The organism is Streptomyces sp. NPDC005533 (assembly GCF_042871845.1).
In the GTDB taxonomy this organism is placed as follows: domain Bacteria; phylum Actinomycetota; class Actinomycetes; order Streptomycetales; family Streptomycetaceae; genus Streptomyces.
The window spans coordinates 160,486-173,378 of sequence record NZ_JBIAJH010000013.1; the positions used below are offsets into that span (position 1 = coordinate 160,486).

The 12,893-nt window shown below is 72.7% G+C and carries 11 protein-coding genes; 9 read left to right on the top strand and 2 right to left on the bottom strand.

Annotated features, from left to right (window positions below):
- Positions 1–247: 247 nt before the first annotated feature.
- From ACFYP3_RS16105 to ACFYP3_RS16115, 3 genes are all read left to right on the top strand, one after another.
- Positions 248–1,411 (top strand): glycerophosphodiester phosphodiesterase, encoded by a 1,164-nt coding sequence (locus ACFYP3_RS16105; RefSeq protein ID WP_388832060.1) that lies wholly within the window; start codon positions 248–250, stop codon positions 1,409–1,411.
- A 73-nt stretch (positions 1,412–1,484) separates the two neighbouring features.
- Complete coding sequence (locus tag ACFYP3_RS16110; protein ID WP_388832063.1) at positions 1,485–2,057, top strand: RNA polymerase sigma factor; 573 nt, start codon at positions 1,485–1,487, stop codon at positions 2,055–2,057.
- 37 nt (positions 2,058–2,094) lie between these two features.
- Positions 2,095–2,601 (top strand): GNAT family N-acetyltransferase, encoded by a 507-nt coding sequence (locus tag ACFYP3_RS16115; RefSeq protein WP_365477619.1) that lies wholly within the window; start codon positions 2,095–2,097, stop codon positions 2,599–2,601.
- Between the two features lie 32 nt (positions 2,602–2,633).
- Here ACFYP3_RS16115 and ACFYP3_RS16120 read toward each other — a convergent pair whose 3' ends face one another.
- Entirely contained in the window at positions 2,634–3,056 is a 423-nt protein-coding gene (locus tag ACFYP3_RS16120; protein WP_388832066.1) for a hypothetical protein, read from the bottom strand.
- A complete protein-coding gene (locus ACFYP3_RS16125; protein ID WP_351289598.1) occupies positions 3,049–3,417 on the bottom strand; it encodes a hypothetical protein in 369 nt (122 codons plus the stop codon). Before ACFYP3_RS16125 ends, ACFYP3_RS16120 begins: the two co-directional genes overlap by 8 nt.
- 542 nt (positions 3,418–3,959) lie before the next feature.
- On the opposite strand from ACFYP3_RS16125, the gene ACFYP3_RS16130 reads away from it, so the two are divergent.
- The 6 genes from ACFYP3_RS16130 to cobT all read left to right on the top strand — a co-directional run bounded on the left by ACFYP3_RS16130 (position 3,960) and on the right by cobT (position 12,298).
- Positions 3,960–5,033: a methionine ABC transporter ATP-binding protein gene (locus tag ACFYP3_RS16130; RefSeq protein ID WP_388832212.1), complete on the top strand. Its 1,074-nt coding sequence runs from the start codon at positions 3,960–3,962 to the stop codon at positions 5,031–5,033.
- Positions 5,030–5,698: a methionine ABC transporter permease gene (locus ACFYP3_RS16135; RefSeq protein ID WP_388832069.1), complete on the top strand. Its 669-nt coding sequence runs from the start codon at positions 5,030–5,032 to the stop codon at positions 5,696–5,698. Before ACFYP3_RS16130 ends, ACFYP3_RS16135 begins: the two co-directional genes overlap by 4 nt.
- Positions 5,699–5,809: 111 nt before the next feature.
- Positions 5,810–6,673 carry a MetQ/NlpA family ABC transporter substrate-binding protein gene (locus ACFYP3_RS16140; RefSeq protein WP_388832072.1) on the top strand — a complete coding sequence of 288 codons (864 nt, stop codon included), beginning with the start codon at positions 5,810–5,812 and terminating at the stop codon, positions 6,671–6,673.
- A 239-nt stretch (positions 6,674–6,912) separates the two neighbouring features.
- On the top strand, positions 6,913–7,605 hold the full coding sequence (locus ACFYP3_RS16145; protein ID WP_388832075.1) for a GNAT family N-acetyltransferase: 693 nt from the start codon (positions 6,913–6,915) through the stop codon (positions 7,603–7,605).
- A 78-nt stretch (positions 7,606–7,683) separates the two neighbouring features.
- Entirely contained in the window at positions 7,684–8,886 is a 1,203-nt protein-coding gene (gene cbiE, locus ACFYP3_RS16150; protein WP_388832078.1) for a precorrin-6y C5,15-methyltransferase (decarboxylating) subunit CbiE, read from the top strand.
- Positions 8,887–9,160: 274 nt separating this feature from the next.
- Entirely contained in the window at positions 9,161–12,298 is a 3,138-nt protein-coding gene (cobT, locus tag ACFYP3_RS16155; RefSeq protein WP_388832081.1) for a nicotinate-nucleotide--dimethylbenzimidazole phosphoribosyltransferase, read from the top strand.
- Positions 12,299–12,893: the final 595 nt, after the last annotated feature.

A 12,893-nucleotide genomic window follows, 5' to 3' on the forward strand; every position in this document is an offset into this window, starting at 1 on the left:
CACCACGCGGCGGTGGTGCAGGTGAGGACGATACTCGCGGGTCACGTCCGAGCGCACATCGGGTTCACGTGTCGGATACGGAGTGTTGACACACGTTTCCGCCAAGTTCCCCGGATGTGCCGTCGCCGCACCCCCTCCGGCCACCGCCTTTTGCCTACCATCGGCACGCCGATCACGGGCCGCGAGACGCCGGGAAATCAGAGATCCCGGGACCGCGGGCCCGTCACGACGACGAGGAGTGGCACTCATGACACAGGGTGGGGCAGCGCGGCGCACGGTCCTGGGGGCGGCCGTCCTGGCGGCCGGTGGCGGCATCACCGGACTCGCGGCGGGATCCGCGTCCGCCACGAGCGGCGGACACGGCGACGGGGGATACCGGGACCTCCCCCACCCCACGGTCATCGGCCACCGCGGCGCCAGCGGCTACCGCCCGGAGCACACCCTCGGCTCCTACCAGCTGGCCCTCGACCTGGGCGCCGACGTCATCGAGCAGGACCTGGTCCCGACGAAGGACGGGCACCTGGTGTGCCGGCACGAGAACGAGATCGGCGGCACCACCGACGTCGCCGACCACCCCGGCTTCGCCGCCCGGCGCACCACGAAGTCCGTCGACGGGGTCTCCGTCACCGGCTGGTTCACCGAGGACTTCACCCTCGCCGAGCTGAAGACCCTGCGCGCGAAGGAACGCATCCCCGCCGTCCGCCAGCGCAACACGCTCTACGACGGCCAGTGGGCCGTCCCCACCTTCGAGGAGGTGCTGCGCTGGGCCGACCGCGAGGGCAAGCGGCGCGGCAAGCGGGTCTGGCTGCACGTCGAGACCAAGCACCCCAGCTACTTCCGCGGCCTCGGCCTCGGCCTGGAGGAGCCCCTCGCCAAGCTGCTGCGCCGCTACGGGCGCGACGGGCGGGGCGCGGCCGTCTTCCTCCAGTCCTTCGAGCCCTCCAGCATCCAGCGCCTCTCCCGGCTGGTCGCCGCACCCCGGGTGGTGCTGCTCTCCGCGGCGAACACACGTCCCTGGGACTTCGAACAGGCCAAGGACCCGCGGACGGTCGCGGACCTGGTCACGCCCGATGGCCTGAAGTGGATCTCCGGCTTCGCCCAGGGCATCGGACCCACCATGGACCTGATCCTCCCGCGCACGGCGGACGGCCGCCTCGGCACCCCGACCACCCTGGTGAAGGACGCGCACGCGCGCGGGCTGGTGCTGCACCCCTACACCGCGCGCAACGAGAACAGCTTCCTGCCGGCCGAGTACCGCAAGGGCACGGATCCGGCCGCCTACGGCGATGCCCTCGCCGCCTTCCGGACCTACTTCGAACAGGGCATCGACGGAATCTTCACCGACAACCCGGACACCGGACTGCTCGCGGCCGAGGCCTTCCGTCCGGGCCGACGCCCCGTCAACAGCTGAGCGCCGCTTCCCGAACGAGTGGGCCGGGCCCGGCGGGGAAACCGCCGGGCCCGGCCCACTCGTCCCGCCCGGCATGGACCTGCTGAAGGCTGACCTCTTTGAGAAGCTCGGCCCGCTGCTCTCCGCGGAGGCGGCGGCGGAGGCCGCGGGCACCGGAGTGGACGCGGCCGACCTGGAACAAGCCGTCTGGGTCAGGCTGCTGGAGCGCGGCCGGCGCGCCCCCGATCCGGCCGAGCCGGCGGAACCGGCCCGCTGGCTGCGCCGGGCGGTACGGGCGGAGGCCCGCCCGGCCCGGCGCCGGGCCCGCCGGGAGATCCCGTACGACGGCCCGCCGGCCGGCGACAGCCCGGGAGGCGACCGGGCCGTCGGGCACGAACCGGCCGCGGGAGCCGCACCGGAAGACGCCCTCCTGGACCGGGAGGTGAACCGCGCACTCCGATCGGCGGTCGCCCGGTTGCCCGGACGCTGTCCCGAGCTGATGAAGGCACTTCTTTCGCCCAGAGACCTCACTTACCGTGAAATCGCAGGAGAGTTGGGTATCTCACAAGGAAGTTTGGGGCCCGTCCGTTCCCGTTGCCTGGGATGTCTGCGCAGAATGCTGGCTGCAGAGGTTGCGGCTCCTGGCCTTCGGGGAAAGGAGCGGTAGACCAACGGGCTACCAGGTGAGCTGGAGGCATGCGCACATGGGCATGAGCGTGACCATTTCGGCGGCGGCTGCCGAGGACGCTGAGCAGATCTTCAAACTGCAGTACCTGGCCTTCCAGCGCGAGGCCGAGCTGTACGGCAACTACCTCATCCAGCCGCTCACCCAGTCCCTGGACTCCCTCAAGGGGGAGCTCGCCACGGACACCGTCCTGGTGGCCCGGCTCGGCGACGAGATCGTCGGCACCGTGCGCGGCAGCGTGGACGAGGACGGCACCGGCAAGATCGCCAAGCTGTGCGTCCACCCCCGCCTGCAGGGCCACGGGCTCGGCGCGCGCCTGCTGCGTGCGGTCGAGGAGGCCCTCGCGGGCCCCGGCACCACCACCCGCTTCCGTCTGCACACCGGCCACAAGAGCGAGTCCAACCTGCGCCTCTACCGCAAGGCCGGCTACGTCAAGGTCGGCGGCCGCACGGCGTCCGATGGGGTCCAGCTGGTGATCCTGGAGAAGGAGGCCAAGGACCCGACCGACTTCGCGGTCAGCGCGTAGTCGTCCGGCGCTGAGCGCTCAGCGTTCGGCGTTCAGCGCTTCGTGCGCAGCCAGAGCATCCCGGTGACCGGCAGGATCACCGGGATGAACAGGTAGCCCATCCCGAAGGCCGACCACACGGTCGTGTCGGGGAAGTCGTCGGGGTTCACCAGGGTCCAGGTGCCCACGGCCAGTACGCCGGCGAGCTCGGCGGCGCAGCAGACCAGCGCCGCCTTGCGGGCCGTCTCCCCGCCGCGCACCAATGAGTAGGTGATGAAGGCGTAGGCCAACGCCGCCACCGCCGACAGCGAGTAGGCGAGCGGCGCCTTGTCGAACTCGGTGGAGATCTGGAAGGCCGAGCGCGAGACCGCGCCCACCACCATCACCCCGTAGAGCCACACCAGCAGCAATCCGGGCCCGGAGACCAGCCGCTTGCGCCCGGCGGGAGTGGCGGTCTTCGTCTCAGCGTCAGGCACCGGTGGTTCCCCAGATGTCGTAGAGCCGTACTTCGAGGACGGCGAGGACGACCGCGCCGGCGGCCACCGTCACCGATCCCCACCTGGTCCGCTCGGTCAGCGAGAGCATGCCGGCCGCCGGCACCGCCGCGAAGGCGCCCAGCAGGTACGACACGAAGATCACCGTGCCCTCGTCGGGCTTCTCGCCCTGCCCGAGCTTGACCAGGCCGATCACCAGCTGGGCCAGCACCAGCACGGTCACGACGGCCATGCCGATGAAATGCCAGTCCTTGGTCGGCTGGTCCCGCCATGCGGCGTGGCCGCACCAGGCGGCGAGGGCGAGTGCGGCCACGCCGATGGCGACCGTCAGGGCGTCGAGCATGCAGCGAGGGTATTACGCGCCGAAAGACCCGATGCGCGCGCCCCTTCCGGGAAGGTGGTCTTGACCACAGCGCCCCCCTCGGTCGGACCGCGGGCCGGTGTGCCCGTATGGGGTCCGATCAGCGCATCGACGCAGGTCAGGACAGTGGTACGAGGACGGGCGCGGGTCCAAGCCGTCCGGTATGCGGGCGGATCCCGTCCGCTATCCGGACAGCGTTGATCGGTCAGGGGAGACGTCTGCTTTACTTGGGCCCATGACCACGACGAGCAGCCGCACCCTTGCGACCGAGGCGACGATGACGCCCGGTGCTCGTTGTATGTGTCGAATGTGCGCCTTCTGAGGGCCCCTTCCTGAGCCTCGCGCCCCGAAGCGAGACCAGCCGCGCCAGACGTCACCCGCTGATGGACAGCACGGCTCACTCCTGCCCCGCGCATGCGCCCAAGCCATCGTTTTCTGACGGTTCGTCCCGTATCGCGTCCCCAGATGTTCGCCCCGTGCCCGGCACCCCGCTGCGCCGCGCACTCGACAGCGACGGAAATCCTGTGATCACCACATCGGGCCTCACGAAGGTCTACCAGTCCCGTGGCCGCGAGGTCACCGCCCTGGACGGCGTCGATCTCCACGTCCGCGAGGGCGAGGTCTACGGAGTCATCGGCCAGAGCGGCGCCGGCAAGTCCTCCCTGATCCGCTGCGTGAACCTGCTGGAGCGCCCCACCACCGGCACCGTGAGCGTCGACGGAGTCGACCTCACCGCGCTCGCCGGCCGCGGTCGCCGCGCCGGCAAGGAGCTCCGTGAGGCCCGCAGCCGCATCGGCATGGTCTTCCAGCACTTCAACCTGCTGTCCTCGCGCACCGTCCAGGGCAACGTCGAACTGCCCCTGGAGATCCTCGGCGTCTCCGGCCGCGAGCGCTCCCGCAAGGCCCTCGAACTCCTCGACCTGGTCGGCCTCGCCGACAAGGCCAAGGCCTACCCCACCCAGCTCTCCGGCGGCCAGAAGCAGCGCGTCGGCATCGCCCGCGCCCTGGCCGGCGACCCCAAGGTGCTGCTCTCCGACGAGGCCACCAGCGCCCTGGACCCCGAGACCACCCGCTCCATCCTCGGGCTGCTGCGCGACCTCAACCAGCAGCTCGGCCTCACCGTGCTGCTCATCACGCACGAGATGGACGTCGTCAAGACCGTCTGCGACTCGGCCGCCCTCATGAAGAACGGCCGCGTCGTGGAATCCGGCACGGTCGCCGAACTGCTCGCCACCCCCGGCTCCGAGCTCGCCGGCGAGCTCTTCCCGGTCACCGGCACCGCCACCGGACCCGACCGCACGGTCGTCGACGTCACCTTCCACGGCGAGGCCGCCGCCCAGCCGGTCATCTCGCAGCTCTCGCGCACCTACAACATCGACATCTCGATCCTCGGCGCCGCGATGGACACCGTCGCCGGCCGCCTGATCGGCCGCATGCGCATCGAACTGCCCGGCCGCTACGAGGACAACGTCGTCCCGGTGGGCTTCCTGCGCGAACAGGGCCTCCAGGTCGACGTCATCGACGAGGCCGAGCAGACCGACGAGATCGACGAGATCGACGACGAACTGGCCGCACTGGTCAAGGATGGTGCGAAGTGACCTGGTCCGAGATGCAGCCCCTGCTCACCCAGGGCACCTACGACACCCTCTACATGGTGCTGTGGTCCACCCTGGTGACCGTGCTCGGCGGACTGCCCATCGGCATCCTGCTCGTGCTCACCGACAAGGGCGGCCTGCTGCAGAACCAGCCGCTCAACAAGGTCCTCGGCGTGATCGTGAACATAGGCCGCTCGCTGCCGTTCATCATCCTGCTGATCTTCCTGATCCCGGTCACCACAGCGGTCGTCGGCACCTTCATCGGCCCCACCGCCATGATCGTCCCGCTCGCCATCGGCGCCGTCCCCTTCTTCGCCCGGCTCGTCGAGACGGCCGTCCGCGAGGTGGACCACGGCCTGATCGAGGCCGTCGAGTCCATGGGCGGCGGAATCCCCACCCTCGTCGGCAAGGTGCTCCTGCCGCAGGCCCTGCCCTCGCTGGTCGCCGGTGTCACCACCACCGTCATCACCCTCGTCGGCTACTCCGCCATGGCCGGAGCCGTCGGCGGCGAAGGCCTCGGCTCCAAGGCCATCACGTACGGCTTCCAGCGCTTCGAGACCGGCTTCATGGTCGCCACCGTCGCGGTCCTGATCGTCCTCGTCACGGTGATCCAGCTGATCGGCGACGGCGTGGTCCGCCTCCTGGCCCGCCGCGGCCGCACCGCCTGACCGGCCCCCACGGGCCGCCCCGACTTTCCCACCCCACAGAGCCCGCACTTGTCGTGCTTGGGCCACCACCAGCAAGTCCTCGGTACTTGTTCAGCAAGAAAGGCACTCTTCGTGCGTAAGAACATCAAGCTCACCGCCCTCGCCGCCACGGCCACCGCGCTCACCCTCGGCCTCACCGCCTGCGGCAGCTCCTCGGACCCGTCCTCCACCAAGGCCGACGGCGGCAAGACCGACGAGAGCAAGCCGCTCGTCATCGCGGCCTCCCCGAGCCCGCACGCCGACATCCTGAACTTCGTCAAGGACAACCTCGCGGCGAAGGAAGGCCTGAAGCTCGACGTCAAGGAGTTCACGGACTACGTCCTGCCGAACACCGCGACCGAGCAGGGCCAGGTCAACGGCAACTTCTTCCAGCACAAGCCGTACCTCGACGACTTCAACAAGAAGAACGGCACGCACATCGTGCCCGTCGTCAACGTGCACCTGGAGCCCCTCGGCCTCTACTCCAAGAAGGTCAAGGCGATCGCCGACATCAAGGCCGGCCAGACCATAGCCGTCCCCAACGACACCACCAACGAGGGCCGCGCGCTCCAGCTGCTCGCCGCGAACAACCTGATCACCCTCAAGGAGGGTGTCGGCACCAGCGCCAAGCTGTCCGACATCACCGACAAGAAGGGCCTGGAGTTCAAGGAGCTGGAGGCCGCCACGGTCCCGCGCGCCCTGAACGACGTGGACGCCGCCGTCATCAACGGCAACTACGCCCTCGAGGCCAAGCTGGCGCCCGCCAAGGACGCGCTGATCCTGGAGAAGGCCGAGGGCAACCCCTACGCCAACTTCCTCGCCGTCAAGGACGGAAACCAGAACGACCCGCGGATCCAGAAGCTCGCCAAGCTCCTGAACTCCGACGAGGTCAAGAAGTTCATCGACGAGAAGTACCAGGGCTCGGTCATCCCGGCCTTCGGCACCCCGGCCTCCTGAGCCGGCGGGCCGACAGCCCCCGGGCACGGCCCCGCAGTCAGGAATCTCGGCCCCGCACGCCGCTGACGGCGCGCGGGGCCGAGCTCTGCCCGCTCCCGGGCAACCCGGCCCTGCACATCCCCCGGTCGATGCTGCATGCTGTGGCCTACGACCCGTAGAGGCGGATCCGCATGAACGGTCCCTCACCACGGTCGCATCGCACCACGGTCGCACCACGTTTCTCAGGCATGGAGCTGCGCATGACTACCACCTTCCCGGACGTCACCATCAGCACGGACCGGCTGGTGCTGCGCCCCTTCGAGGAAGAGGACGTCACCGCGCTCACCGAGATGATGAACGACGAGTACGTCACCGCCTGGACCACCGTGGCCCACCCCTACACCCACGCCGACGCGCACCGCTGGGCCACCCGGGACGCCCACGCCGAACGCACCGAGGGCCGCGGCATCGTCTTCGCCGTCACCGAGTTCCTCACCCAACGCCTCGTCGGCATCGTCCACCTCCAGAACACCAACTGGCGGACCCGCGCCACCGAGGTCGGCTACGTCACCGCCCCCTGGGCCCGCGGCGAGGGCTACGCCAGCGAGTCCGTACTGGCCGTCGCCCAATGGCTCTTCCGCGGCCAGCGGTTCGAGCGCCTCGAACTGCGCACCGCCGCCGACAACACCGCCTCCCAGCAGGTGGCCCAGAAGATCGGCTGCATCAGCGAAGGCGTCCTGCGCAACGCGTGGATAGTGCGCACGCAGACCCCCGACGGCCACTGGACCGACACCCGCACCGACCTCATCGTCTGGAGCCTCGTCCCCGAGGACCTCGACGACGACGGCGACGGCTACGAGGGATACGACTCCTACGACGGCTACGCGGGCAGCACCTCCTTCGGGCAGCGGGCCGACGCGCACGGCCGCACCGTCGGCGCCGACTGGAACTGACCCTATGACCGGGTAGTCTCACCGTGCCCGCCCCCCGACGAAGCTTCGCCCGCCCCCACCACCAGGAGACTGACGACGATGGCCGACCGGGTCACGGTGATCGGCTGGGACGGCTCGCCCCTGACCGCGGCCGCCCGGTCCGCGCTCTCCGCCGCCACCCTCGTGGCCGGCGCCGCGCACCACCTCGCGCTCCCCGAGGTCCCGCCCACCGCAGAACGCGTCCGCCTCGGCAGCCTCGAACTCGCCGCCCGCCGCATCGCCGCCCACCGCGGCACCGCGGTCGTCTTCGCCGACGGGGACCCCGGCTTCTTCGGCGTCGTACGCACCCTGCGCGCCCCGGAGCACGGCCTCGAGGTCGAGGTCGTCCCGGCCGTCTCCTCCGTGGCCGCAGCCTTCGCCCGCGCCGGCATGCCCTGGGACGACGCCCAGGTCGTCGTCGCCCACCCCCGCACCCTGCGCCGGGCCGTCAACGTCTGCCGCGCCCACGCCAAGGTCGCCGTCCTCACCTCGCCCGGCGCCGGCCCCGCCGAACTCGCCCTGCTCCTCGAAGGAGTCCACCGCACCTTCGTCGTCTGCGAGGAACTCGGCACGGACCGGGAGCAGGTGAGCGTCCTCACCTCCGACAAGGCCGCCGACCACAGCTGGCGCGACCCGAACGTCGTCATCGTCATCGGCGGCGCGGGACAGGCCCCTGCCGCCGAACCGGGCTGGCTGCTCGGCCAGGGCGCCGCCCACTCCGCCGAGCGCGGCTGGGCCCGCCCGCAGCCCGACACCGGCGAAGGGGAGTCGGCGCAGCTCCGCGCCGCCCAGCTCGCCCGGCTCGGCCCGCGCACCGGCGACCTCGTCTGGGACATCGGCGCCGGCTCCGGCGGCCTGGCCGTGGACGCCGCCGCGCTCGGCGCCGCCGTCATCGCCGTCGACGCCGACCCGCTCGCCTGCGAACGCGTAACTGCCGCCGCCCGCAAGCGCGGAGTGCAGCTCCAGGTCGTCGCCGGACGCGCACCGCACGCCCTGGAGAGCCTGCCCGAGCCCGACGTCGTCCGCGTCGGCGGGGGCGGGGCCGAGGTCGTCGCGGCCGTCGCCGACCGTCGCCCCGAACGGATCGTCAGCCACGCCTCCACCCGCGACGAGGCGGAGGCCATCGGCCGTGCGCTCACCGAACACGGGTACGCCGTCGAGTGCGCGCTGCTCCAGTCCGTCGCCCTGGACCCCCGCACCTGGGCCGAACAGGACCGTTCCGTGGTGTTCCTCCTGTCGGCAGAACGCCCTGTGACCCGCTGAGACGAGGGCCGGGGTAGGCTGGCCGATCGTCGTACTGCCTCGACGTTTCGGGCATGGCGACACCGCCGGAACGCGCGACGTGGCGCAGTCCACAGAGGACCACGGCGGTTATGGCCGCCACGATGGCTAACGGGCGCGACAATGCTTAGTGGTTGTCGTGCAGGCGGATGTGAGACGGACCCGTCGCACGCCGGCCCCGCACGGCAACTCCGCTTGGAGGCCTCGTGGGCGACCGGGCGACCGACGAGGCAGAACCGATGGGCGAGGGGTAAGCATGACTGACACCGGCCAGGTACCGGGCGAGGGTCTCCCGGACAGTGCGGGCATGGTGGATCAGCAGGGCGTCCCCGCTCCGGTCCGGACGCCGGCACCGATTCCCGGCGGCTACGCCTTCCAGGACCTCATGGACAACCCGGCCGAGCCGGAGGACGAGGAACTGCTGCTGATGCCGAGCGGCCAGGGCGCGTGGAGCGACCCGCAGGTCGTCCCGCCGGCCCCCGTCTTCCCCGTGGACCCCCAGCTCTCCGAGCCGCCGGCGTACGCCGACGCGTCCTACGGCGCCGGACCCGGCTACCCCGAGGCCCCGGCGTACCCCGAGCAGGCCGGGTACCCCGAGCCCACCGCGTACCCCGGCTTCCCCCAGCCCTCCTTCCCCGACGCCGGCTACAGCGCGGGCGCGCACGAGGCGGGCGGCCGTGACTCCGGCGCGCTCGACCTCGGCGGCCTCGTCGGCGCGCCGCCCGCGGCCCCCGCCGCTCCGGTGGCCCCCGCGACCCCCGTCCGGCGCCCGCTGCACATGGGCCCGCCCGTGCCCGACGCCACCGGCGGAGTCGTACGTTCCCTCGCGGACCGCGGCCCGGCCGCGGCCCCCGCCCCGGCCGCCCCGACGGCCACCGTGCCCAGCGGCCCGGCGGTGCCCGCGCCGCTCCGCCAGGCGGGGCCCCCGACCACGGGCCCGGAGTACCTCGACGTCCCCCGTGCGGAGGCCGTCGCGTCCCCCGCCCCGCAGCCGGGCGAGATCCCGCCGCAGGCCGGGGCCCCCTGGGGCGCGGAGCCGGTGGCCGCTCCGGAGCCGGTCGAGGCCGCGCCCGAGCCGGAGGCGCAGGCCGCGCCCGAGCAGGCCGTCGAGGCCGCGCAGCCGCCCGTCGAGCCGGAGCCGCTCGCGGTGCCCGCAGAAACGGTGGTTCAGCCCGAGCAGCCGGCGCAGCCCGAGCAGCAGTCCGAGGTCGTCGTGGCAGAGGCGGCGCCCGCGGCAGCCGAGCCCGTCGCGCCGGTCGCGGTGCCCGAGCCGATCGAGGCCGCGCAGGAGGCCGTCGACCCGGCCGAGGCCGTCGCCGTCGAGCCGGTCCGGCCCGAGCCCGTCGAGGCCCGGCCCGAGCAGGTCGCCCCCGTCGAGGCGGTCGCCGTCGTCCAGCCCGAGCCCGTCGAAGCCGTCGCACCGGATGCGCCCGAAGCCGCGCCGCAGCCCGTCACCCCCGTCGCGGAGCCGGTCGAAGCCCAGCCGGAGCCCGTCGAGCCGGAGGTGATCGAGGTCGCCCCCGAGCCGGTCGCCCCGGCCGAGGCCGTCGCGGTGGAGCCGGTGCAGCCGGAGGCCGTCGAAGCCGGGCCCGAGCCGGTCGCCCCCGCCGAGGCCCAGCCGGAAGCCCAGCCCGAGGCGCCCGCCCCGGCCGAGCACGCGGGCGACCCGGCCCCCGCCTACGACGACGCCGAGCGCGAGGCCGTCCTGCGCGTCATGCGCGAGCGCCGCGACATCCGCAAGGGCTTCCGTACCGACCCGATCCCGCACGAGGTGCTGCTCCGCGTCCTGGAAGCGGCCCACACCGCGCCCAGCGTCGGCCACTCCCAGCCCTGGGACTTCGTCGTCATCCGCTCCGCCGAGACCCGCCGGACGATGCACGAGCTCGCCCAGCGCCAGCGCGAGGCCTACGCGAAGTCGCTGCCCAAGGGCCGGGCGAAGCAGTTCAAGGAACTCAAGATCGAGGCCATCCTCGACACCCCGGTGAACATCGTCGTCACCGCCGACCCCACCCGCGGCGGCCGCCACACCCTCGGCCGGCACACCCAGCCGCAGATGGCCCCGTACTCCTCGGCCCTCGCCGTCGAGAACCTCTGGCTCGCCGCGCGCGCCGAAGGCCTCGGCGTCGGCTGGGTCAGCTTCTTCGACGAGCGCGAGATGGTCCGCGAGCTCGGCCTGCCGGAGCACCTGGAGGTCGTCGCCTACCTGTGCGTCGGCTACGTCGACGAGTTCCCGGAGGAGCCCGAGCTGGCCCAGGCCGGCTGGTCCCAGCGGCGGCCCCTCTCGTGGGTCGTCCACGAGGAGACGTACGGGCGCCGCGCACTGCCCGGCGAGGAACCGCACGACCTGCTCTCGGAGACGGTCGCCAGCATCCGCCCGCTCGACGCGAAGGCGCTCGGCGAGGCGTGGGAGCGGCAGAAGCGCATGACCAAGCCCGCCGGGGCCCTGGGCATGCTGGAGATCATCTCCGCGCAGCTGGCCGGCCTGTCCAGGGTCTGCCCGCCGCCGATCCCGGAGCCGGCCGCCGTGGCGATCTTCGCCGGCGATCACGGCGTGCACGCCCAGGGCGTCACCCCCTGGCCGCAGGAGGTCACCACGCAGATGGTGGCGAACTTCCTGGGCGGCGGCGCGGTGTGCAACGCATTCGCCAACCAGGTCGGCGCCGAGGTCTGCGTGATCGACGTCGGCGTCGCCGGCGACCTCCCGGCCACCCCGGGCCTGCTCCCGCGCAAGGTCCGCCCGGGCACGGCCGACCTCTCGGTCGGCCCGGCGATGACCCGCGAGGAGGCCGTCGCGGCCGTCGAGGTCGGCATCGAGACGGCCCGCGACCTGGTGGCGGCGGGCAACAAGGCCCTCCTCACCGGCGAGATGGGCATCGCCAACACCACGGTCTCCGCCGCCCTCATCTCGGTCTTCACGGGCGTCGACCCGGCGGAGGTCACCGGCCGCGGCACCGGCATCAACGACGAGACGCACGCCCGCAAGGTCGACGTCGTCCGCCGCGCCCTGGAACTCCACCAGCCGGACCCGGCGGACCCGATCGGCGTCCTGGCGGCCATCGGCGGCCTGGAGCACGCGGCGATCGTCGGCCTGCTCCTGGGCGGAGCCTCCCTGCGGACTCCCGTGATCCTGGACGGCGTCAGCGCGGGCGCGGCCGCCCTGGTGGCCCGGGCCATCGCCCCCGAGTCCCTCTCGGCGTGCATCGCGGGACACCGCAGCGCGGAGCCGGGGCACGTGGCGGCCCTGAACAAGCTCGGCCTGCGCCCCCTGGTCGACCTGGACCTCCGCCTCGGCGAGGGCACGGGCGCGCTGCTGGCCCTCCCGCTGGTCCAGAGCGCGGCCCGTGCGATGCACGAGGTGGCCACCTTCGACTCGGCCGGCGTCACAGAAAAATAACCCGGCCGCCAAACGCCCCGCCCGCGCCTCAATCGCCGGCGGGGCTGGCCATGCGCGGCCGCCCGGATGGTGTCGGGCGCGGCTCACTGCCCGGGGCTCCGCCCCAGACCCCGCGCCTCAATCGCCGGCGGGGCTGAATGTGCGCGGCGAGGCCGGATGGTGGGTGGCGGGTGCGGCTCACTGCCCGGGGCTCCGCCCCCGACCCCGCGCCTCAAACGCCGGCGGGGCTGAATGTGCGCGGCGCGACCGGATGGTGGGTGGGCGGGCGCGGCTCACTGCCCGGGGCTCCGCCCCCGACCCCCCGCCTCAATCGCCGGCGGGGCTGAATATGTGCGGCGCGATGGTAGGGGGCCGTGGGGTGGGGACACTCCGGGGCGTCCCCGCAGGTCGAGCGAACCCATCGCCGGGCAACGGGCCGGTCAGGCCAAGGGTTCGCGAGCCGAGGAGACGTCCCGGAGGGGCACCGCCCCACCCCGAAGCCGCCCCCCGGCCCTCGGGCTCACGGCCGGGATCCCGGGCACGGGTGCTGGGCCGGGCAGGGCGGCGGCCGTCGCGGCACCGCCTCACCCCGAAGCCGCCCCCCGGCCCCCGGGCT

Excerpts from the sequence above, each read along its gene's own strand:
- ACFYP3_RS16105 (WP_388832060.1), top strand. The coding sequence starts at position 248 with ATGACACAGGGTGGGGCAGCGCGGCGCACGGTCCTGGGGGCGGCCGTC.
- ACFYP3_RS16110 (WP_388832063.1), top strand. The coding sequence starts at position 1,485 with ATGGACCTGCTGAAGGCTGACCTCTTTGAGAAGCTCGGCCCGCTGCTC.
- ACFYP3_RS16115 (WP_365477619.1), top strand. The coding sequence starts at position 2,095 with ATGGGCATGAGCGTGACCATTTCGGCGGCGGCTGCCGAGGACGCTGAG.
- ACFYP3_RS16125 (WP_351289598.1), bottom strand. The coding sequence starts at position 3,417 with ATGCTCGACGCCCTGACGGTCGCCATCGGCGTGGCCGCACTCGCCCTC.
- ACFYP3_RS16145 (WP_388832075.1), top strand. The coding sequence starts at position 6,913 with ATGACTACCACCTTCCCGGACGTCACCATCAGCACGGACCGGCTGGTG.
- cbiE (WP_388832078.1), top strand. The coding sequence starts at position 7,684 with ATGGCCGACCGGGTCACGGTGATCGGCTGGGACGGCTCGCCCCTGACC.
- cobT (WP_388832081.1), top strand. The coding sequence starts at position 9,161 with ATGACTGACACCGGCCAGGTACCGGGCGAGGGTCTCCCGGACAGTGCG.